19 protein-coding genes are annotated in these 23,357 nt (G+C 28.4%); 1 reads left to right on the top strand and 18 read right to left on the bottom strand.

Annotated elements, in window-relative coordinates; genetic code table 11:
* Positions 1-37: 37 nt before the first annotated feature.
* Both KPL44_RS13475 and KPL44_RS13470 read right to left on the bottom strand, forming a co-directional pair.
* Positions 38-1,792, bottom strand: a complete 1,755-nt coding sequence (locus tag KPL44_RS13475) for an Eco57I restriction-modification methylase domain-containing protein (RefSeq protein WP_216251213.1) — start codon at positions 1,790-1,792, stop codon at positions 38-40.
* A 54-nt stretch (positions 1,793-1,846) separates the two neighbouring features.
* Positions 1,847-2,482 (bottom strand): cyclodeaminase/cyclohydrolase family protein, encoded by a 636-nt coding sequence (locus KPL44_RS13470; protein ID WP_216251212.1) that lies wholly within the window; start codon positions 2,480-2,482, stop codon positions 1,847-1,849.
* 275 nt (positions 2,483-2,757) lie between these two features.
* Between KPL44_RS13470 and KPL44_RS13465 the strand changes: the two genes are divergently transcribed.
* Positions 2,758-4,206, top strand: coding sequence for a catalase (locus KPL44_RS13465; protein WP_216251210.1), 1,449 nt, complete (start codon positions 2,758-2,760; stop codon positions 4,204-4,206).
* On the opposite strand, the gene KPL44_RS13460 is transcribed toward KPL44_RS13465, so the two are convergent.
* The 16 genes from KPL44_RS13460 to KPL44_RS13385 all read right to left on the bottom strand — a co-directional run.
* The gene (locus KPL44_RS13460; protein ID WP_216251208.1) at positions 4,207-5,067 is read right to left on the bottom strand and encodes a DMT family transporter; all 861 of its coding nucleotides are present in this window, start codon (positions 5,065-5,067) and stop codon (positions 4,207-4,209) included.
* 216 nt (positions 5,068-5,283) lie between these two features.
* On the bottom strand, positions 5,284-5,835 hold the full coding sequence (locus KPL44_RS13455) for a nitroreductase family protein (protein WP_216251206.1): 552 nt from the start codon (positions 5,833-5,835) through the stop codon (positions 5,284-5,286).
* A 52-nt stretch (positions 5,836-5,887) separates the two neighbouring features.
* Positions 5,888-7,441, bottom strand: coding sequence for a murein biosynthesis integral membrane protein MurJ (murJ, locus tag KPL44_RS13450; protein ID WP_216251190.1), 1,554 nt, complete (start codon positions 7,439-7,441; stop codon positions 5,888-5,890).
* A 54-nt stretch (positions 7,442-7,495) separates the two neighbouring features.
* Entirely contained in the window at positions 7,496-8,575 is a 1,080-nt protein-coding gene (locus tag KPL44_RS25800; protein ID WP_367302949.1) for a glycosyltransferase family 4 protein, read from the bottom strand.
* A 54-nt stretch (positions 8,576-8,629) separates the two neighbouring features.
* Entirely contained in the window at positions 8,630-9,349 is a 720-nt protein-coding gene (locus KPL44_RS13440) for a WecB/TagA/CpsF family glycosyltransferase (protein ID WP_216251184.1), read from the bottom strand.
* Between the two features lie 77 nt (positions 9,350-9,426).
* Positions 9,427-10,068, bottom strand: a complete 642-nt coding sequence (locus KPL44_RS13435) for a sugar transferase (RefSeq protein ID WP_216251552.1) — start codon at positions 10,066-10,068, stop codon at positions 9,427-9,429.
* Between the two features lie 85 nt (positions 10,069-10,153).
* Positions 10,154-11,398 (bottom strand): O-antigen ligase family protein, encoded by a 1,245-nt coding sequence (locus KPL44_RS13430; RefSeq protein ID WP_216251181.1) that lies wholly within the window; start codon positions 11,396-11,398, stop codon positions 10,154-10,156.
* A gap of 106 nt (positions 11,399-11,504) precedes the next feature.
* Positions 11,505-12,722, bottom strand: coding sequence for a glycosyltransferase family 4 protein (locus KPL44_RS13425; protein WP_216251179.1), 1,218 nt, complete (start codon positions 12,720-12,722; stop codon positions 11,505-11,507).
* A 12-nt stretch (positions 12,723-12,734) separates the two neighbouring features.
* Complete coding sequence (gene wecB / locus KPL44_RS13420) at positions 12,735-13,787, bottom strand: non-hydrolyzing UDP-N-acetylglucosamine 2-epimerase (RefSeq protein WP_216251177.1); 1,053 nt, start codon at positions 13,785-13,787, stop codon at positions 12,735-12,737.
* Between the two features lie 71 nt (positions 13,788-13,858).
* Complete coding sequence (locus KPL44_RS13415; protein WP_216251175.1) at positions 13,859-15,193, bottom strand: glycosyltransferase; 1,335 nt, start codon at positions 15,191-15,193, stop codon at positions 13,859-13,861.
* A 27-nt stretch (positions 15,194-15,220) separates the two neighbouring features.
* Positions 15,221-16,696 carry an O-antigen ligase family protein gene (locus tag KPL44_RS13410; protein ID WP_216251173.1) on the bottom strand — a complete coding sequence of 492 codons (1,476 nt, stop codon included), beginning with the start codon at positions 16,694-16,696 and terminating at the stop codon, positions 15,221-15,223.
* 10 nt (positions 16,697-16,706) lie between these two features.
* Positions 16,707-18,140 (bottom strand): polysaccharide deacetylase family protein, encoded by a 1,434-nt coding sequence (locus KPL44_RS13405; RefSeq protein WP_216251171.1) that lies wholly within the window; start codon positions 18,138-18,140, stop codon positions 16,707-16,709.
* A 98-nt stretch (positions 18,141-18,238) separates the two neighbouring features.
* On the bottom strand, positions 18,239-19,318 hold the full coding sequence (locus KPL44_RS13400; RefSeq protein ID WP_216251156.1) for a glycosyltransferase: 1,080 nt from the start codon (positions 19,316-19,318) through the stop codon (positions 18,239-18,241).
* 58 nt (positions 19,319-19,376) lie between these two features.
* Positions 19,377-21,137: a hypothetical protein gene (locus KPL44_RS13395; protein WP_216251154.1), complete on the bottom strand. Its 1,761-nt coding sequence runs from the start codon at positions 21,135-21,137 to the stop codon at positions 19,377-19,379.
* Positions 21,138-21,161: 24 nt separating this feature from the next.
* Positions 21,162-22,577 carry an oligosaccharide flippase family protein gene (locus KPL44_RS13390; protein WP_216251151.1) on the bottom strand — a complete coding sequence of 472 codons (1,416 nt, stop codon included), beginning with the start codon at positions 22,575-22,577 and terminating at the stop codon, positions 21,162-21,164.
* Between the two features lie 107 nt (positions 22,578-22,684).
* On the bottom strand, positions 22,685-23,357 hold a 673-nt coding region (locus tag KPL44_RS13385; protein ID WP_216251148.1), incomplete at its 5' end, for a DegT/DnrJ/EryC1/StrS family aminotransferase.

Here is a 23,357-nt window from a genome sequence, read left to right as displayed (position 1 = left end):
TTTATTATATATAAAGCAATATTCATGCCAAAAGAGATTATACTTCTCCAAGTATAATCTCTTTTTCTTCTTCACTAAGGTGAAAGTAATCATATAAATAATTTTCATCTTTGCCCTTATACTCCATCATGGTTGGAATGCATAATTTCATTAAGTTATTTGGATAATACTCATATGCATCCTCACCAAGTTTTTTCGCAAAGGTCTTAAAATAGAATTCGTATATTTTACTATTTAATATGTATAATAAGAAATCATAAGTAACCGCAGCATCTTCTTTTAATGTAAGTGCATATACATCTGCACTAAAATAACTTCCCGTATCAAGAGCAAATCTGTTACTACTGGCTTTAAATGGGAAAACTATCTTTTCTCCTTCAAATATACTTTGATTTCTTCCCCATTGAAGTTCATACCATTTTCTGATACCCTTTTGACACTCTCTTCTTTTTAGAAGCTTTTCCCTCTGTAATCCAATATAAGCTATAGCATTACTATATTCTTTAGGATTACAAATCAAATCTGAATATATTATATAACTATCTTGCCTTAAAATTTTATTTTTTTCTATGTAACTACTCTTAATCCAAGGTTTTATTATATCATTTTCAATGTTTTTTCTTAGTGAAGTATCCTTATTTAGTACAAAAGCTTTATCACACCCAGTTATTATTCCCTGATAACTATTGCATATATTACTAAGGCTAGTATACTTTTGTTGTTTTATTTTTTTTATAATAGTTCTAACTTTCTCATCTACTAAAACCCAACCCTTATCATCTAATTCTTTTTTATTTAGCATAAAAGCGTTAAATTTATTGCCACCTTTTAAAAATACATTATTATAAAATTCTTTTTTTTCTTTACTTTTTACGGCCAATGGCTTTATAATTGCAATTTTATTATCCATAGTTTTATAATTTGTAATAAATATAATTAAAGGATCTATCCCTACATTTTTAAATGGTCTTATACCATAAAAATCTATCATTTTATCTATGGTGTAGCCTTCCTTTAACACTTTCCTCAAATCTTCTCCACTAGGTGATTCTATAAAATATCTTGAAGTAATAAATGTAAGCTTTCCACCCTCACTTAAATCCTCTAATGCTTTCTCAAAAAAACAATATGATAAATCCCCTTTGTCGCTGTATACTTTTTTATATTTTATTTTTAGAAATGAAGCATACTCGTTATCTATAGATTTTTTGCCAACATAAGGTGGATTCCCTATTACGATATCATATTTACATTCATTCTCATACAATAAAAAATCCTTATTGAAAATATTTTCAAGTATGCAACCCTTGCTTAAATCATATAAATCAATAACAAGAATTTTTAACGCTATATTATCAATGTCAAATCCGAACAAATTATATCTTATTATATGGTCATCAATACTTTTTACATTTAATTTTAATCCATTTTTCTCATTAATAAAGCCCAAATTATCCTTATATAAATTTTTAAGAAATTTAAAACAACAAATCAAAATATTTCCTGTGCCACAGGATGGATCGACAATTCTTATATATGGATTATTTATTATCTGCTCAGCTTTTATAGTATTTTCTATCATATAAGAGGTTATAGGTTCTGGAGTATACACCGTACCCTTCTCTTTATTATTTTTTATAAATTTATAATAGTCATCACCAAAACTTTTTTTTCCTGATCTTTCTAATTTTATTTTATAATTTTTAAGAGCAATTACTTTGTATGCATCATCTATTGGACTTATTATAATATTATATACCTCTTTTATTTCTTGTTTTAATAAATCAAGCATTTATTTTCTCCCACCCAGGTTACTAACATTTAGTTTTATCGTGTTATTATTTAGCTACAAACTCTCATCAACAATAGTTAATATTTCATCCCGTTTTATTCTTCCATTTTCAACCAATTCATAGCAACGTTTTTTAACTTTTTCTTTGTAAATTTCATCTTTAATACTAGAAAGATTTATTTTAACATTTAAAATTGCACTTTCAATAGATGCTTGGAGCATTAAAACTGATACCCCCGCATCAGAAATAGCATTTTTGTTACCTAACTTAGCCGCTACCATCACATACTCATATATTTTATATGCTTCTTCCGCTACAATTAAGGGGACTTCTAAGGCGCCTAAATATCCTTCTTTTATCTTAGCACTTCTTACTTTCTTGTCATCATCTCTTTCCTTTGGAAGTTTAAAAGCTGACATCAGGATTAAAAATGCCTCCTTATCTTTGTTCATTAGTTCTAAAAATTTACTCTGATATTTAAGACATGCATCTAGAGTTTTAGAAATAAGTATTTTTTCCTCATCACTATATTCATTATATACCTTCTTACCTATAGTTAAATTAAACACCATAGAACCTAATCCACTAGCTAAAGATGCTGCAAGTGCTGCAACACTTCCACCCCCTGGTACAGGTGAATTTGAACCTAATTCATTAATAAATTCTCTTACAGTTTTTTGATCTAACATTTTTTATTCTCCCTTCAAAAATCTAATATGTTATTTACTTATACTATAAATTAAATAAAATCTATTTATTATTAATTAATTTCGTATTACAATATTACCATTTTTCATTACAATCTGTATAGCATTTGTACGAAAATAAGCAAAAGTCACAAACATATTATGCTTTTAAGAAATACACTAATAAGAATAAATTTTTTTATGATTCATATTATAATATATAAATATTTTTATTATTCACTTTTAAAATCTAATGCATTTATAAAAAGGAGATTTATATGAAAAAAGATTACCTAACTACAAATCAAGGGGCTCCCGTAACCGATGATCAAAATTCACTAAGTGTGGGAGAAAGAGGACCAGTATTAATAAAGGATCATATTCTTTTAGAAAAAATTGCTCACTTTGATCGTGAAAGAATTCCTGAGAGAGTAGTTCATGCTAAAGGAGCAGGAGCACATGGTTATTTTAAGCCATACAAAAATATGTATCGTTATACAAAAGCTAATTTTTTACAAGACCCATCAAAAGAAACACCAATATTTGTAAGATTTTCGATAGTTGTAGGATCAAAAGGAGTTGCTGATACAGTACGTGATGTTAGAGGATTCTCAATAAAATTTTATACCAATGAAGGTAATTATGATTTAGTTGGAAATCACATCCCAGTATTTTTTATAAGAGATGCTATAAAATTTCCAGATTTAATTCATGCTTTAAAACCTGATCCTGTTTCTAACATACCAGGTGATTCTTCTGCAAACAGTCGTTTTTGGGATTATATATCTTTAACACCGGAGGCAACTAATATGCTTACTTACCTATTCTCAGATATAGGTACAATTAAGAGCTACCGATTTATTGAAGGATTTAGCGTTAACACATATAAATGGATTAATGCAAAAGGAAAAGCTATTTATGTTAAATATCACTGGATACCACTTGGAGGAATTAAATCTATAAATAGTGCTGAGTCAAAACGATTAGCAGGCATCGACCCAGACATTGCTAGTCGCGATCTTTTTGACACACTTGCAAAAGGCATTCCAGTAGAATATGAATTGTTTGTTCAAATGATTGATATAAAGGATGAATATAAATTTGACTTTGATCCATTAGATGATACAAAAGTTTGGCCAGAGGATATATTGCCATTAATGCCAATTGGAAAAATAGTATTAAATAGAAATCCTAAAAACTTTTTTGCAGAGGTTGAGCAATCAGCATTTTGTCCCGCTACTATTGTTCCCGGAATTGATTTCTCGAATGATAAGATACTTCAAGGTAGAGTATTTTCATATACTGATACTCAAAGATATCGTCTTGGTACTAACTATCTAGAAATACCAATTAATAGACCCAAAGTACCTGTTAACAATAATCAGCAAGATGGTTTCATGCAGATAATGCCAAACCATAGTAGTACGAATTATTATCCAAATTCACTTGGATGTGGTCTTCCTAAGCAATCACCAGAAAACGGCATTCCTGAAAAAACTTATGTTGAAGGTTACGAAGTCCGCAAAGCAATAAGTAAGAAAAATGATTATGCTCAAGCAGGCGAAAGGTACTGCTCATTAAGTACTATTGAACAAGATCATTTGGTCTCAAATATAGTTGAATCATTAAGTGCTGCCATCAAACCTATTCAAGAAAGAATGCTTGTGCACTTTATGAAGGCGAACAAAGAATTTGGAAAAAGGATTGAAAAAGGCCTAAAAATCTAATTATTTTTTTGTTAATATCACGACTGACAAAACAATCATTATACTCCCAATTATTATTCTAGATGAAATAGGCTCTCCTAAGATTATTATTCCTAGTATTAAGCTAACTATAGGCTCAATAGTACTTAGAATTGAAGCCTTAGAAGGTCCTATTAGTCTAACCCCTTCTAAAAATGCCATTAAAGCTACAACCGTAGATATAAATGCTATAAGTAGAATTGCCACAAGTGCATAGAAAGAAATATGGATGCTAAAATTATTAGTGGTCATAGCAGCTATAAACATCACGGTTGCAGATGCACATGAAATATAAAAGGTTAATACGTAACTATTTATATTCTTAATTTCTTTATTAGAAGCGCCTAACACATATAATGAATATAATACTGCGGCTATTAATGCGAGCATTATTCCTTTTATGTTAAAACTGACACTTGTCTTGTCAATTAAAATATAAATACCCATTAAAGATATAATCAAAGATATAATCTTTCTAGAATATATTTTTTCTTTATAAACCATATATGCTAATATAGTGACAATGGATGGATATATGTAGAAAATCATACTTGCCATTCCAATGCCTATATAATTATATGACATGTATAAACTAGAAGTTGTAAGTGTAAATCCAAACACACCAATAATTAATATTAAAATGGACTGTTTTTTAGTTAATTTCATAGATATACCTTTAGTCTTCAAATAATAAAAAAGCATAATTGCTGCAAACAAAAACCTAAGAAACAATGTACTGTAGGTATTTGCTCCTCCTCTATATGACAATTTCGCAAGTATTGGCATAATTCCAAAAGCACTAGCTGATAAAATAATATATAGAATTCCTTTTGTTTTCTCCATAGTATCCCTCCTCGTTTTCACATAGATTAAATGAAACTAAATAACAATCGCATAACTATTAAAATTGTACCATCTTTATGTTATTATTTCATCAATTAACTAAAACTTTACAAATATTAGATGTATAACATTGTAATAAAAAACACTGTAACTTAAAATCAACTAAAATAAGACCCCATGATAACAAAAACATCATAGGGTCCTAGAATAAATTATCTATTTACTATTCTTAGTATATGCCTTATCCCAAGTGTTTGAAAATACAAATTCTTTTACATCTTTTTTATCATAATGATCTTTACTCTCTGCTATTTCTCCGATTGGAGTTATAGCAACTACCTTATAATTTTGTGGAATTGATAATGCTGTTTTGATAATGTCTTCATTAATATCAGCAATCCAGCAAGTTCCATAACCCTCATTAGTAGCTGATAAAATAAAATGCTCCATAGCTATTGCACTATCTACTAAATAGTAGTCTTTGTCTTCTACTTCACCTGAAGCATCTGGGTCCGCAACTACAACTGCCGTCATTGGCGCATCAATTATTGACTGTGCTGCTGAATTATCCTTATTCATTATTGATTTTGAAATTTCCATAAGCTCCTTCTTTTCATCAACTAATATAAATTTGTAAGAAGTCTTATTTTTCCATGATGGCGACATCATAGCCGCATTAATCATTTTAGCTAACTTTTCTGCATTTACTGGGGTAGTTTTAAATTTCTTAATACTTTTTCTACTCTCAACTACATCATAAAATTCCATATAACACACTCCTTTAAATTTAGTATGTGTAATAGTTGCATAAACAATGTAATTATTTTTTCGAAATTTTGCTTTTAAATATATTCCATATATACATAGTTTCCTCGATTTTAAAAAGGTATGTTAAAGCAAAATATATCATACTTCCTATAACTGCACAAACAAATAAAATTGTTAAATTCAAAACAAATCCTGACACTAAATTAATTATAAATATTTTTTTCATGAAATATATTACAAACCCCATAATTATAGAAGCTATAGATATTTTTTCTATTGTCTTAATCATAGAACTAAATTGGATCCCTGGAAATTTCTTATTCATCTTGATTAACAACATTACAGTAATAACTGTAGCTGAGATTGATGAAGCAAGTGTAAGTCCTGGTACTGACATGTATTTGTACAAAATAGCACTTAAAACAACATTTATCACTACACCCACTATACTATAAATCATAGGTGTTTTAGTGTCTTTAGCGGAGTAAAAGGCCCTATTTAATACGTCACGCACTCCATAAGCTACCATAGTTGGAGAATATAATATTAACGCCTCTGAAACTAATTTCACATCACTTATGGTGAATTTACCTCTTAAATATAGTACACTAATTAAAGGTTCTCTTAATATCACTATTGCAAGTGCAGCAGGTATCATTACTAGATTTATAATGTTAATTGATTTAACTAAAGATTTTTTGTATTCCTCATGATTATTTTGAACTATGAATGTAGAGAGTATTGGGTATATTATCATAGAAACCGCTACAGCAAAAACTTCATAAGTAAGTAGAGTTACCTTATTTGCACAATCAAGAACTGCAGTTGCACCTTCATATAATGCCATGGCAAATGATCTATTAATAAACAAATTAAGTTGCATGGTTGAAGTGCTTATTATTATAGGGATCATTAATATAAATAGTTTTTTTAAGTCTTTATCACGAAAATTCATTTCAAATTTATACCCGTATCCTAGTTGCTTAAACTTAGGTACATTAATTATAAATTGAACGAAAAAAGCCAATACAGTAGTTATTGCAAATCCGTTAAGACCAAATTTATCTACAAATAAGCTTAAATAAATTATATATATTAAGTTTGCAGCAGCAGCCATTGCAGCTGGAATAGAAAATTCTTTGTGAGCTTGAAGTACTCCTGCGACAACACCTTGTAGAGTTAAAAATAACACTGATAAGAACATAATCTTAAGTATTTTTACAGTTTGATTAAACATAACTGGGTCATTAGATAAGTTATTAGCGAAATAATAAACTATATAATATGAAAATAATATCCCAACTCCCGTAATAATTATGGTTAATAACATGGAAGTATTAGTTACATTGTTTACAAAACGATTTCGTTCTTTTAATTCTTTTGTCTCAATATACTCTGTGAGAATGGGTATTATGGTTGTACTAAGTCCATAACCTAAACTAGTAAAAAGAAATACTACACCAAAACACCATACATATATGTCTGCTGAATGAGTAGTTCCAAATTTAGCTAACATTAAGCTATCTCTTACTATAGCCAATACTTTTCCAAGTATTACAAAAACCATTACAATCATTGAACTCTTTAAAACTTTGTTTTCTTTCATGATACGCTCCATATTTTTGTGAATTTAAGAATTATTATCATCTTCACTGTTAAATCATTTTTCTAATATTTTTTTATAAATTTGATAATATTTTTCCCAAAAATTATCTATAGTGAAATTATTAATAACGATGTCATGCAAATTTTTTCCTTTTACATTTGAATAATCCTTATCTAAATATGCCTCTCTCATAGCCATATAAATATAAACATTATCCTTATCTTTTATTTTATATCCACTATTGTCATCTAATATACACTCTAAGTCTCCTACCTGAGTATAAATTAATGGTTTCTTTACAATCCCTGATTCTAATACTGTAAGTGGAGGTGCTCCACCCTCACTTAAAGAAGCTAGAATACTAACACTAGATGCATTTATGTAGTCTAAAGGATTAAAAACATTTCCTACCATAATAACTTCATTTTCTAGTTTTAATTCCTTTATTAAATTTTTAAGTTCTAAGTCTAACTCTCCACCACCAACTAGTAATAATTTCACATCATGAAATTCAAGCTCTAATTTTTTAAATGCTAAAATAACTTCTTTATGGTTTTTTATTGGATGTAATCTTGCTACCATAACATATATGAATTCATTCTCTTTTATTTTCAAACTATTTCTTATATCTTTTGCAGGGGTCTCAATGATACAACTTTTTATATCTATACCATTGTTTACAACCGAAATCTTTCCTTCTATTTTTTTATCTTCAAGTAAAGACTTCAAGTTATTTGATACACAAATATAATTTTTAAAACTCTTTAATCCCCTAGTGCTTAAAGGTGTAAATATAAAGTATTTCAACTTATTATTAAGAAAATCATATCTAAAATCACTATGAACTACGGCTACTGTTGGTACATTTAATTTGCTTTTTAAAATTAAGTGTAATAGGAAAGGTTTGGCTCCATGGAAATTAACTATGCTTATCGAATTGTGATTTATGAAGTTAACAAGCTCCATATTATAAAGCTTCTTACTAAAAAGCTTATAACTAACACCCAGTTCCTTAGCTTTTATATATAATGGCCCTTCTCCAAGACAAGCAATTATATTTTCAAATTTTTTATTTGATTTGTCACATATATTTAATACATGTTTTCCACCACCACCATTGTCATTACCAGATATAATATGTAATACTTTAATGTTTACCCCTCCTTTATTTATCTAAAAAAACAATATTTACTCCTGTTTGTTTTTATATTTTATTACCATCATAATAAATTTTGGTATAGATGATAATCTTTTAATCCTAAATGGCTCTTTTATTACTCTATATAACCATTCCATTCCTAAGTTTATCATCCATTTAGGTGCGCGTTTAACCTTACCCGCAATATTATCAAAACTTCCCCCAACCCCCATAAATATTTTGCAAGGAAGCCTGTCCATGTACTTTGTTATAAATAATTCTTGCCTTGGACATCCCATTGCAACGAATAATACTTTAGGTTTTACGGTTTCTATTTCTTTTAATATATCTTCACAATTATCTAATTCAAAATATCCATCATGGCTACCAAGTATATTAAGCTTTCGATATTTAGTTCGTAAATTTATATTACACATATCAACTGTCTCTTTTGTTGATCCTAAGAGATATATTCCTTCATTATCTTTTTCACATTTTTTCACTATATTATCCATGACTTCTATACCTGCAATTTTTTCTTTAACAGGATTTCCTACAATTTTCGAACAAATAACTGTTCCAATTCCATCTGGAATAATAATCGAATTTTCACTTGTAAAATTATGGAGCAAAACAGTATTTTCAAGTCCACTAAGGAGAACTTCTGGGTTTCCTGAAATAATATGTACTTTTTCAAAATTGTCTATAGCCTCAAATAAAGCTCCCATATTATCATTAAAAATTTTATATTGTAAAATTTTCGTTATCATAAATTCCTCCAAACAACCTACCTCTAGCAGATTCAATATTAAATTACTTTAATTTAGTAACTCACTAATGTGAGCTACTAAAAAGCACCATCTTTCTTAAATACAGACACCACTGTTAATAAGATTATTTTTATATCTAATATAACTGAAAAGTCCTTAATATAATCAAGATCATAAGCAACCGTTTTTCCTAGCTCTATTTCACCTCTTCCACTAATTTGTGCAAGTCCAGTTATTCCTGGCAAAACTAGAAGTCTTTGATGATAACTTTCTGGATAATACTTAACTACTTCTGGTATTTCAGGTCTAGGTCCTACAAGACTCATATTGCCAAATAAAACATTAAAAAGTTGAGGGATCTCATCTAAACTACTACGTCTTAAAAAATTACCCACCTTAGTTACCCTACTGTCTGACCTGCTTTGAAATACAAAATTTTCAAGATCATCTGGATTAATATCAAGTTTTCTTTTACTCTCAGCTTGAACTATCATGGTTCGAAATTTATAAATGGTAAAATTTTCACCATCTTTCCCAACCCTAATTTGCCTAAATATAGTTCCACCTTTTGAGTCTATTTTAATAGCAATAATGATAATTAAATATATAGGTGATAATATAATTATCCCTATTAAAGATAATATAATGTCCATTAATCTCTTAAGTGCAAATTGAAATTTTTTATTCTCAATGTGTGTTTTCTTATCTATAGTTATCATTTTACTTTTATTCACCTTATACCCCTACCTTCTCATGAATATTTAAATACTTTTTATTTACAATTTTTTTAATAATTCATATATTTTAATTAATTTCTGATGAATTTAATAAACTCTCAGCTGTAGCTATTAAAAACCAAAAATACGTTGTAGCCATAGGTACAAAAAATAAATTATCTGATATATTCATAAAGAAAAATGCAATCATTGAAGCAAATGCTCCCATATAAAAAGCTTTTATAAACTTATCATTTGTTATAGTAAATAGTTTCTTCACTCTAATAAGTGATGTCACTAAAACTGCTAAAAAAGATGCTATTCCTACTATACCCAATTCACTCTCAACCTTCAAATAAGAATTATGAGCAGGATATCTTTTGTAAGCATTATAACTTAAACCCTTATATTTACTAACATATTCATTATATCTACTAATGAAGTTACCATTTCCAACGCCTAAAATCGGATGATCTTTAATCATCATCATTGCCGTTTTCCACAATTTAATTCTAGATTCATTTTCCGCTGTATTTGGTAAATCTCGAACCCTATCAAGGACCGATGGCATAAATAAAGTAAAAATCCCTATACCACCAAAAGCTATAATTAATTTATAGCTGTAAATTACACATAATACTACTGCACCTATACAAACTCCTACTTGTGCATTCCTAGAATAAGTCATAATTATATTTACAAATAATAAAATTGATATTATCCCGTACATACCCTTGTTTTTTTTGTTTTTCTCATAAATAGTGAGCATTACTACTGGAAATATAATTAAAATAAGAAAGGCAGCATAGGCATTAGGATTAAACATAGTCGCTGCAATTTTAACCACACTATATCCTGTATAATGAACTACAAACTTTTTATCTAATCCAATCCTTGTGAAATGTTGGATTATACCAAAAATGCTTAAGAGCCCTGCTGTGAATATATAACATTTCAATAAATTCTTCACTAATTTTTTAGTATTAAACTCATATTTAATTACAAAAAATATAAATACATAAGTTAAAAATCTTGCACTTTCGGTTAATGCTAATGTTTTTTCAGTTGCATACAATGTGGACAATAACATTATACCTAATAATACCATTATGGAAATACTTAAAACACTACTAAACAAGTCTTTAATGCCGTAAAGAAACCTTTCACGCGTAGCCTTCTCAATAATTATTTTTATAAGATACACAAATATAACTATTCCTAGTAAGATATCCGACACAGGTATTCCTCTAAAATTTGTTCCTTCCTGAATCAAAGGCATTATTACTATATATACACACATTAAACAATATAAAATACTATACTTATTTTTCATTATTTACACCTCTTTATACAATAATAATATCATTACTACATAATCAGTCCCTCACTTTCAAAGACGCTTCAATTTGTAAGTGAGGGACTGCAACTTATTATGATTTTTATAAATTCATCAATATTTTTTCAAGTTTTCTTGTTATATTTTCTCTAGCATAATTTTCCATAACATAAGCTCTGCCATTTTGACCTAATTCATTTCTAAGTTCTATATCATTATATAACTTTAACACCGCTTCTGCAATTTCTTTTGAATTTTCAGGTTCCACAACTATCCCTGCATTTGCATTATTTATTAGCTTTGCAGCTTCTCCCTGTACAGGAAGAATAATTGGAACTTCTGAAGCCAATGTTTCAAACATTTTTGAAGGTAGTGCACCTTTAAACAGCTCTAATTTCTTTAAAGGAATTATAGCGGCGTCCATTGATGCTACTATTTTAGGCATATTAGTTTTCGGCTGAAGAGGCAAAAATGTAACATTTGTTAACTCTTTTTCTTTAACCAAATTTATAAGATCCTGTTTTTCTGGACCATCACCTACAAAAATAAATTGAATATTTTCTTCATCTTTTACTATCTCCGCTGCATTTATTATAACTTCAAGTCCTTGTGCAATACCATGAATGCCAGCATAACATAATGCGAATTTATTTTCTATACCTATTTCTCGCCTAAAATTTTCATCTCGGTTTTCTTTTTTAAATAACTTTGTATCCACTCCATTAGTTAAAAGGTGTATTTTATTTTTATCGAAACCTCTATTAACTATGTCATCAACTATTCCTTGTGTTTGACATGTAACAGCTGCAGCCCTTCTATAACAGAATTCTTCTAGCCATACAGACATTTTTATGAACAATCTATTATGAAGCACACCTAATTTTATAGCTGATTCTGGCCATAAGTCAGATATGTTAAAAATAAATTTAGCTCCTTTAAGCTTAGCTAATACGAACCCTGAAAATCCAAGGAACAGTGGTGGAGATTCTGTTATTATTACATCCTGTTTATCTATATGTTTAGCGCCACTAATTACTGATGAAAAAGTAAAAGATAAATAATTTCTTAACCTTTTAGTAAACTGCTTAGATTTTGTAGCATAAATACTAGTTCTAACTATCTTTATACCCTCGATTTCCTCGATAACAACTCCACGTCCTTTGTACTCATCAAAGATTTCTCCCCTAGGGTAGTTAGGTAGAGCTGTTAATATTGTAACTTCATGACCAAATTCTTTTAATTTTTTAGCAAACTCAAAAATTCTATTTTGAGGCGCCCCAACTTCTGGAGGACAATATTGTGTTAAGAATAAAATACGCATTTTCCACCTCTATTATTTGTTTATGATTTCTAAAATTTTCTCTGCAGCGTGACCATCACCAAAAATATTTTGTTGAACTTTATTGGGTGTAAAATTGATTATACCATCTAATATCTTAGCTTTATTAGTTCCAACAACAATATTCCAACCATTTTCTACTGTTTCTACCCATTCTGTTTCATCTCTCATAGTAATGCAAGGCTTATTCATAAAGAAAGCTTCCTTTTGAACTCCACCACTATCTGTAATAATCTTTCTACAGTGCATTTCTAAACTTATCATATCTAAGTACCCAACTGGATCTATTATCTTTATATTTTTGTTAAATGATAAATTATAATCGTCCATATACTTCTTGGTCCTTGGATGTAATGGTAGTATTACTTGCTGACCACTTTCATTTAATGCTTCAATTATATTTCTTAACCTATTTATATCATTGGTATTTTCTGCTCTATGAATAGTCGCTAATATAAATTCTTCCTGTTTTAAGTTCAGCTCTTTCATAATCTTTGATTTTTCTTTTGAAAGTTTTGAAAAATTAAGTGTTGCATCATACATTACATCTCCTACATTATAAACACCACTCGTAACTCCTTCGTTACTAAGGTTTTTAATAGCTGAAGCCGTAGGTACAAATAAATATTTTGATATATGGTCTGTTAAAATTCTATTTTGCTCTTCTGGCATAGTCATATTAAAGCTTCTAAGTCCAGCTTCTATATGAGCTACTGGAATAAGTAATTTACTTGCACAAAGTGCACCAGCTAAAGTTGAGTTCGTGTCTCCATAAACCAAAACCATATCTGGTTTTTCTTTTTCATAAAGTTCTTCAAGTTCTATTAACATATTTCCTGTTTGTTTGCCATGTCCACCTGAACCTACTCCTAAATTATAATCAGGTTTAGGTATGTTAAGTTCCTCAAAAAAGATTTTTGACATATTTTCATCATAATGTTGGCCTGTATGCACTAAAATTTCCTCATGCTCTTTTCTGATGATATTAGATACTGCCGCTGCTTTTATGAACTGTGGTCTTGCTCCTACTACTGTTAATATTTTCATATATACTCCTACCATTCACCAAAGTTTTTCTTTGATAAAATCAGGATTTACACTTCCTTCCACAACATTCTCTATAAACTTTCAATAACATTCATTAAATCGCGAGTTAAATTTTCCCTACTGTACTCACTAACTTTTTTCCAATTAATATCTGTTCTTTTATGCATACCCTTCCAAATACTATAAGATTTGTATATAGCCACTTCAATTTCATCCACTTTTTCAGGATGACAACAAAAACCTGTATTTGTACTTATTATTAAATCTCTAGCAACCCCTGGAGGCACAATACCTACGATATCGCGTCCACTCCTTATGTATTCAAAAAGCTTACCTGTATATATTCCATCACTACCCTCGCCAGCTTCAATAATTAAAAGTGTTGCAGTAGACTCTTCTAATTTCTTTAAACTTTCTTTATGTGGCAAGTATGATATAAATTCAATAATATTATCATATTTAGCAACAAAAAATCGTATATCCTCTTGGGCATCTTTTCCTATTTGTCCAACAAATCTAATTGTAAGTTCATCCTGCTTTATCTTTTTTTCCATTATCAGTTTATCTATAGCTATCAAGAAATTCTTAGGTGATCTCTTACCATATAGAGTACCATTATGAGTTATAATATATTTTTTTGCCACCAAATTCATGTTAAAATCAGCAAAATCTTCTTCGTCATATCCATTAGTAATAGTCTTGAATTTACCTGCTGCCTCATCTTTATATCTATAAGCGAACTCATCTATTATAGGTTTACTTACAGATATTACTTTATCAGCCTTTTCTATTACCATTTTCTCCATTTTTTCATTTTTTATTTTAGCATAGGATGAGTAAGCTACAAATGGATTAGCTACCCACTGATCACGAAAATCTGCAATCCATGGCAGATTAGACTTTTGTTTCAATTCATATGCAATTAAATGTGCAGTATATGGTGCTGATGTAGAATATATTATATCTATTTTCTCATCATTAATTATTTTAAGACCTACCCTTACCGCATCTTTTTTCCACGATATTTTATCATCAGGTATATACATATTTCTATACATATTTAATAAATGTTTTTTTACTTTCCTCTTAATTCTAGATTTCAATGTAGTCTCAGGCGCTTTTTTTATAGTATTTTCTTTATTATCTATTTTAACATCAGTTACTTTTCTATTAAGAATGGAATTAACAATAAAATTTTCTTTTTGAATAGCCCTAAATACTTTTATTCCATCAGTTGACTCAAGTTTTAAAGATTCATCCTTTATAGTTCCCTTTTCATTATTTACAGTAAGTACAAATACATTATAGCCAAATTTCTTTAGAAATTTAGCAAATTTTAAAGTTCTCTGAACTCCTGCACCACCAAGTGGCGGATAAAAATAAGCAACAATTAGTATATTTTTCATTACAAACCCCTCACACTATTCTAAATCTTAATTAGTAGATTTTCCTTCTGGGTATATCATTAATATCATCACCACAGTAAAAACAAAAGCAGGTGCTACACTTAGTGGATTTGCTGAGGCCATAAAAGATTGCCCTGTAATGTTTCCATAAATTAAGAGACAAATAACCCCAATAATTCCAGGCCATTTAAACTCTTTAAAATCTTTCTTCCTATTTTTAATAATATCTAATACTGATTTTAATAAAGCTCCTATCCATGCTACCATAAATGTAAATGAAAATACAATTCCGAATTCTGTAATTAAATCAAGCACAATATTATGAGCATCTATATACATTTTTTTAGGATTACCACCATATTCTAAGTAATAATATTTAAAATGCCCTGGTCCCACACCAAAATACGCATGATCTTTAACCATTCCAAGAGCTAAAGCCCATATAGGTCTTCTATTTTTAGCTTCATTTATTAATCTGTTCCATATTTTTGCATTACTCGTAACAAGGCTTGCTGGACTAGTTATTTTAATACCATCTACAATACCCTCCACATCCCATCTATGCATAACATTGTAAGTCATACAAGAAAATACAACGATAGAGATTAATATATACTTTTTCCAATTTCTTCTATCAATGATAATAGAAACAAAAAAGCATATTGCTAATGTGAAAAGAATACCTCTTGATTTTTGACCACAAAAATTGATTATTTGAATTAATAATAACAATTGATATATTTTATTATATTTCCCAGACAATTCTTTATTTAAAGCATAGAGTAATATAAACGGCATTACCATTATTGTATATCCAAGCATAAAATTGCTACCTAGAACACCATAAAGATGCTGATTAGTATGTCTAATTATTAAATTATATATTGTAACTATTATATCTGGAATTGATGATAATGTAACTCCTATACATAAATAAAACAATATATCCTTAAAAAAGTCTTTATTGTTTTTCTTATAACATAACATTCCAATACTATATACCATCATTGAGACTATGCTAAGTATCACGAGTTTAAATGCTTCTAAAACATGAATGCTTCCCACCGAAGATATTATTGCAAGTATTAACAATATAACATATAATATACTTATTTTCTTATATTTAGTTGTAAGTCTTGAAAGATCAAATTCACCATTTTTATATTCACGAATCATAGTGATTAAATATATAGCAAAGTAAGCTATATATAATACTTGACCTATTTCATCCATATGCAACCTATGCATAATATAAAACACCATAGGTATTATGGGCATTGATATAGCGTAAATCTTACTTGCTGTAATAAAGTCTTTAAACATTAATATCAAACTACAAATTACAAATAACGTTACAAATATGCTACAGAGAAACATAAGCACATTTGATGTACCAATTTTTATAAATAGTCCTATTTCTATAATCACATATAATCCTAAAATTATATAAATATATTTTTTCATATAATTATAATAATCCTTAAGGTCTCCTGTAAATTTCATTTTCATCCTCCTAAATAGTTTTCTCGTATTTTGAAATTATATCTCCTCCACTAGTAACATCGCAATTGCAAGTTTTAATATAATCATAAAACCACTGAAATATATCTCTAGAATGAATATTATATTCATTTGAAATTGCAGAATTATGCCACAATAAAACAAAAACACCCTTATGAATCTCAACTTTTTGAATCAATTCCTTAATATACTTTACGGATCCCATAAAATCCAATTTCATGTATTGCATTAAAGAGCCATCCATAACTATTAATGGGATTTCCCATACATCAACAATTCTATCGTTCTTTAAATCATATGGCTTATAAGGTAAACAATATCCACCCTTAAAACCAGCACGCTCGGGGAAACATAACGTAGTGTCATAATTAATTCCATACTTCTCCTGAATTGACCAAGTTTTTTGAGCATTAAAACTTAAATAGTGCTGCCTAACCCCAACCTTACCTACCCCCATAAAGTTTTTTTTAAATATCATAAATTCTTTATTGAATAAGTTTTCATTATCAGATGTACCAAGCCCTGGATGAAATCCAATTTCATTTCTTCCATAAGATATTTGTTTTAAGATTTCTTTCACTTTTCTATTATTTGGACTATATCCCTTACCATCTGCCATAAAATAGAAGCTAGAATTGTATCCCTTGCTTTTTTCCATAGTTAAAATCATATTAAAAGTGTCACAAGGATCCTTCTCTGTTTTACATAACTCTGTAGCTATATATCCTTTGATTCGCCTTAAAACTTCTATTGGTTTTCTGTCTATAAGCAAAATACTAAGTTGAAGCCTTACTTCCCGCAGAAAAGTCAAGTATTTACTAACCACATCTACATCATGTGACAATAATACCTGAAAGTTTTTCTCACCCCATAAATTCTTTTTTTTAATATTAAAATTATATTTTAAATTTATCGTATCTACAAACCATTGAATGCTCTCATTTACAACCGGCCTGTTGAGTAAATCATGTATATACAATGTACTTTTCTCTATGTTAAACCTACCATACATATCATATTCATTTATGACGTATTCCTCATAACAAGTCAAAAAGAAAAAACTAGCTTGAATAATGTCTATATTGACAATAAATTTATTTTCCACACTTTTCATAAAATAGTCTTCGTCACTATTCATAAAAAAAACAGGTAATCCTTCATAGCTTTGTATATCCGTTGGAATTGATTTTAAAGTCAGGTATTCCTTTGAAAATAAAGGGCCTTCTAATAATATCATATTTGCACAAATATCAGTCCTAATATTTCCATAACATATTACTAAATCAAAAATTTGGTCTAAACACTTAAAATCATTAGCACTAACTATTAAGACATCTACTTCATAATCCTGAAATATAGTATTAACTGTATATTCTATTTGATTTTTAAATGCCTCATTAAAATATATAAATGCTATATGTTTCATTTAACGTCACCACTACCCCAATTCATACTATTAATTGTATTACTCCTTCTATTTTTGTTTTTAATAACAAAGTTGTTTCAAACTATAACATAATATCACTATTTATCAATATTGACCAGTTTTTTATATAAATTATCCATTATTTTTGCATTGTTAACCCAACTATACTTCTCAAGAACTAACTTTCTTGCATTTTTTGAAAATTCCATCATTTGTGCTTCATTCCCAATAATTTTAATAATTTTTAATTTTATATCTTCACTACTTTTTTGCTTTATTATAAAGCCATTATAATTATCAAAAATTATCTCTTTTAATCCACCTACGTTAGTAGCAAGTATTGGCCTTCCACATGCACATGCCTCAACAGCTGAAACCCCAAAACTCTCACTTAACGAAGGTAAACATACGATATCCATCATATTTATATATTCAGGTACTTTATCATTATCTATTTTCCCTGTAAAAATAACACTAGAATTAATACCTAGTTCCTTTACTAATGATTCAAGTTTAATTCTTTGGGTACCATCACCAACAATTAAAAGCTTTAATTCTTTGCTCCCTTGGTATTCACGTATAGCCTTTGAAAAGCCCTCAATAAGATACTCTATTCCATATATCTTTTCTAATCCTTTAATAACCCCTATTGTAATATTACTACTACTTAATATAGGTGTGTAACATTTAAATTTGTCTATATTTACACCAAATGGGGTTATTATAATCTCTTTGTTATAATATTTCCTTGTTTCCTCAGCCATATTATAGCTTGTAGAACAGACTTTGTCTGATCCTTTCAATATATACTTAAGTAACAACTTTTTAGCAATGTTCCCTTTAGGAAACTCATATACATCACTACCCCATACAGAAATTATAAAAGGGTGGAAATTGCACATTCTCCCATAAAGTCCGTAACTAGATGCATAATGACTATGCAATATGTCCGGATTGATTTCTTTCACTAATTTTTTAATATCTTTAATTAGTAAAAAGTAACTTAATTTATTTTTAGATATACTTCTCAGTACATGCACATATACATTACTTTCATAAACATACTCTGTTTTTCTCATAGAAATTATATGAATTTCATTATAAATACCAGAAAAATATTGAGCCCATTTTCTGGTATGTATACTTTGTGCATCTGCTAAAAAACAAATTTTTACCATGGATTTCCTCCTATTCTTTTATACTATTTAAGCATAAACAAGAGTCTTAGAAAATTAATTATAAATCACCATTTTTAACTGTCCCTTTAAAACTCTCATAAGGGTTTTCTATAATACTTATTATTCTCTCTGTTACTTTTCCATCTAACTTATAAAAATTTTCAGTAATATACTTTTTCATGTTATTGTTTAAAGTAATATTTTCTAAATTTACTTTTACCATATATTCCAAAAGTTCATTTTCATCCTTAACACCAAATGAGATTCCATCTTTAACAAACCCACCAGCATCGTTATATTTAGGAAGGATTATACAAATAGATGGTTTATTCATAAGAGCAGCTTCTACAACTACAGTTGAATGTACACTTATTATGAGATCACTCCATTTAATTAATTCATACAAATCTCCATCTTTCATTATTTCACAGTTTTTTATATGAAATTTTTCCACCATAGCTTCATAAAATTCGAAGTTTAAATCTGCAGGATGAAGTTTTATAATTAATTTATAGTCTTCCTTCATTAAACTTAGTGCCTTAAATAACATTATAGTAGCAGGTTCAAGTAAATCTCTAAAATATTGAGTTGCATAAACTATTTTTAGCATCCCGCTTCTTTTAACGGTTTTTAAATATCCATTTTGAACTAAAGTGTCTGTTCTTACTTGTCCAACAACACTAATATTTTCTTTATTATATACATTTGTATGAGATATTAATAAGTTTTTATAGTTTTCTCCCCACACGAATGTATGTTTAGGAACTAACACCTCTTTATACTTTGAATTAATTATATAAGTAGATGATGTTTCATTTATTATTCCATGTTGTACTGCATAGGTCTCTATTTTAAACCTATTGCCTGCAGCTATAAAACATCGTCCTCTATCCCCTTCTCCAACTACTAAACATTTCTTAATCTTCAATTTGTCAATAAATTTTTCCGCTACTACCAACTCATATAAATAAGAATAATAGTTTTGTCTTAAATTCTTCATTACGTAATTAAGCATAACATTTTTAAGATTTAGTTCATTGAAATGAAAATCTAATTTATTAATATAAATTAAATTATCAACTATTAGGCTAATATTTATATATTTTTTTGATTTAAGTCTTTTGTAAAAAATAAATAATTCGAATGGTACAAAATTTTCATGATAATTTAAGGTCTTATCTATAATATATTTATTGTTTAACTGTTGGAAATTTATCACATTATAATTTTCTTTTAATTTATCTATAACTTGTCCTAATTGAGTATCGTAATAACCATTTTTATTACCTTTAACAGGATTTAAATCTGAAGCATGCGAAATAACTAAGAATGGTTGTTTACATTGTTTTTTATTAAGGAGCGAATTATTTAATAAAAATTTAGAATAACTCCCTATTCCTCTGATAAATCTTCTAAATAACTTTACTTTACTTACTGTACGAATGTTTTTTTTGTTATATATTTTATTACATTTAATATTGAATACATCATCACAAACCTTTTCCATAATGTCATCATCTGTATCTACTTCTAAATCTTCATTAATTTTATCCTTTGTATTCATTATAACCATAATACAAAAGATCAAACCATTCAATTTTCTGTATATTGTAGGTCTATCGAACACATATAAGGGTACATTATCATATAAATATAATTCTTCAAGTTTTAACCCATTAACCTTTTGATTTTCTAAGTAGCTTAAATATTTGAAGGCTTCATCTTCTATGTTTATATTCCCTATATATTCAAATAAACCCATAACCTTACCATTCATTATTAATTCTTTTTTTTGTGCTGTATAGATTAATTTAACCATTAAATTCCATCCTACTCTTTTGATTTATTTTTGCATTAATCTTTTACTAATCTTTTTAATCTGATAACCTAATATAACTAATATTGTTATTAAAATTCCATATCTTAAAATCAAATTGTTTTTAACTATATAAAACATAACACTACTTAATACTATTGATATAATACCATATGCAAAAGGTTTAAAAGTATATATTCTTACATCAAATATACGTAGGGATATAAAATAATGATATAAAAACAATATAACATATGCTATTATTGTTGTCCAAGTAGCTGCAACTGCACCATATCTTGGAATCATGATATAGTTTAAAACAACATTTGTTAAAGCCGCAATAAGCGTTCCAAGGGAAAGTAACTTTGTATTTTTAGTATAAAACTCAAGATTAGCTGGTATACTGTATAAAAACTGAAAATAATATCCAACCATTATTAATGGTACATAATTTAATCCACCATAAAAATCTGATGATCCCATTAGTTTTCCTATTTCAGGAGATATAAATATTAATACAAATCCCATAACAGAAAACAATGCAATATAATATTTAATTTTAAGTCTTATATCATCATAGTTTTTTTCTTTCATATTTTCATAAAACCAAGGCACCCAAGCTTTGTTACAAGCTAGCCACACAATGTACATTATCATTCCTATTTTATAAGCAAAACTGTATATTCCTGCGGCACTTGACCCTAACATACTGTTTATCATTACTGTATCCACTGACTGCAATATTACACCCGATAAAAGATGTACAATTGCTGGTATCGATAATATTAAAGCATACTTCCAGTATTTAAAATTAATTAGTTTTTTTCCTTTTCTCATTGCAATTATGTATAAAACTGTTCCATAAAGTAAAGCGACAATAAGTAAAGAACCAATCCTACCATAATATTTATCTGTTTTTAAATTATATATAAGTATTATAGCTAAAATTGTGTTTAAAATAGCATTACTTATTGATATTAGTAAAAATTTCTTATACTTATATTCAGCATTTAATTTTGCATTTGAAAAATCCACAATAAATCCAAAAAAACTTTGAATGATAAGGCACATAACTAATATAGAATTTAAATTAATAATATTACCTATTTGCTTTTTAAAAATAAATGCAATTATAAACCATAAAATAGCAAGCAGTGTAGCTAAAAAAAGTATAGAGGAGGCAAACTCATCATATCTTTCTTTAAAATCCACTTTTGCATTATTAACTGTAGCAAGGAGTCCTAATGTAATTAGGGTCGTAAAAACGGAAAGCCATGTAGTATATACATTAACTATTCCAAAGCCAGTAGTACCAAGCATACGCGTAAATATAGGCATGGTTATAAATGAAATTCCTTGTATGAAAAAAGTTCCTATAGTAAACCATATCCCACTTTTCACTAATCTGCTCTGGTACAGTTTTTTTAAAAAATCTATGTTCATATCTGTCTCCTATCCAGCTTAACCATCACTTTTGCTGCTGTTAACCATCACCTCTGGTGCTGTTAACCATCTTCTTTTGTGCCATTAAAAAGCAAGAAATAACAACGTTATTTCTTGGAGTTTTTTATTATTTCACATACCGCTTTTATGTCCTCTTTTTTAAGTCCTACAGAACTTGGAAGATTTATTCCTCGTGCGTAAAGATCATTTGTAACAGTTAAATCACCATGTTTACTTCCCTTATATGGAGGCATATCATGGATAGGCATAAAGAAAGGTCTCGCCTCTATTTTATCTGCATTTAATTTTTGTATAAGCTCATCACGAGTTATACCATATTCATCTTCAACTAGGATTGAATATAGCCAATAACAGTTTTCTACATTTTTTCTTTCAACTGGCAATGTAATTCCTTTAATCTTACCCAGAAGCTCGTTATAATACAATGCATTTTCTCTTTTAGTTTTTAAATATTCCTTAACATTCTCAAGTTGAGCTACTCCAAATGCAGCTAAAAGATTTGGCATTCTCATATTATATCCTATTTCTGAATGGTAAAATGCTTTATTGTCAGTAACCACTTTTGCTTGAGTAGATAAAAATTTTGCTCTTTCACCATATTCTAAATTGTTAGTTACAAGCATTCCACCTGCTCCAGTAGTTATAAGTTTATTTCCATTAAAACTAAAACATCCTATATCACCTATAGTTCCGGCCATTTTGCCATCACAAGTAGATCCTAGTGCTTCTGTTGCATCTTCTATAACAAATAAATTATGT

Source organism: Clostridium sp. DSM 17811 (genome assembly GCF_018861905.1).
Taxonomy (GTDB): domain Bacteria; phylum Bacillota; class Clostridia; order Clostridiales; family Clostridiaceae; genus Clostridium_AD; species Clostridium_AD frigoriphilum.
Note: the sequence above shows the minus strand (reverse complement) of the source record. Positions and strands in the feature narration are given on the sequence as shown.

Coding starts and splice junctions, on each gene's coding strand:
- KPL44_RS13475 (WP_216251213.1), bottom strand. CDS start 1,792: ATGCTTGATTTATTAAAACAAGAAATAAAAGAGGTATATAATATTATA.
- KPL44_RS13470 (WP_216251212.1), bottom strand. CDS start 2,482: ATGTTAGATCAAAAAACTGTAAGAGAATTTATTAATGAATTAGGTTCA.
- KPL44_RS13465 (WP_216251210.1), top strand. CDS start 2,758: ATGAAAAAAGATTACCTAACTACAAATCAAGGGGCTCCCGTAACCGAT.
- KPL44_RS13460 (WP_216251208.1), bottom strand. CDS start 5,067: ATGGAGAAAACAAAAGGAATTCTATATATTATTTTATCAGCTAGTGCT.
- KPL44_RS13455 (WP_216251206.1), bottom strand. CDS start 5,835: ATGGAATTTTATGATGTAGTTGAGAGTAGAAAAAGTATTAAGAAATTT.
- murJ (WP_216251190.1), bottom strand. CDS start 7,441: ATGAAAGAAAACAAAGTTTTAAAGAGTTCAATGATTGTAATGGTTTTT.
- KPL44_RS13440 (WP_216251184.1), bottom strand. CDS start 9,349: ATGATAACGAAAATTTTACAATATAAAATTTTTAATGATAATATGGGA.
- KPL44_RS13435 (WP_216251552.1), bottom strand. CDS start 10,068: ATGATAACTATAGATAAGAAAACACACATTGAGAATAAAAAATTTCAA.
- KPL44_RS13430 (WP_216251181.1), bottom strand. CDS start 11,398: ATGAAAAATAAGTATAGTATTTTATATTGTTTAATGTGTGTATATATA.
- KPL44_RS13425 (WP_216251179.1), bottom strand. CDS start 12,722: ATGCGTATTTTATTCTTAACACAATATTGTCCTCCAGAAGTTGGGGCG.
- wecB (WP_216251177.1), bottom strand. CDS start 13,787: ATGAAAATATTAACAGTAGTAGGAGCAAGACCACAGTTCATAAAAGCA.
- KPL44_RS13415 (WP_216251175.1), bottom strand. CDS start 15,193: ATGAAAAATATACTAATTGTTGCTTATTTTTATCCGCCACTTGGTGGT.
- KPL44_RS13410 (WP_216251173.1), bottom strand. CDS start 16,696: ATGAAATTTACAGGAGACCTTAAGGATTATTATAATTATATGAAAAAA.
- KPL44_RS13405 (WP_216251171.1), bottom strand. CDS start 18,140: ATGAAACATATAGCATTTATATATTTTAATGAGGCATTTAAAAATCAA.
- KPL44_RS13400 (WP_216251156.1), bottom strand. CDS start 19,318: ATGGTAAAAATTTGTTTTTTAGCAGATGCACAAAGTATACATACCAGA.
- KPL44_RS13395 (WP_216251154.1), bottom strand. CDS start 21,137: ATGGTTAAATTAATCTATACAGCACAAAAAAAAGAATTAATAATGAAT.
- KPL44_RS13390 (WP_216251151.1), bottom strand. CDS start 22,577: ATGAACATAGATTTTTTAAAAAAACTGTACCAGAGCAGATTAGTGAAA.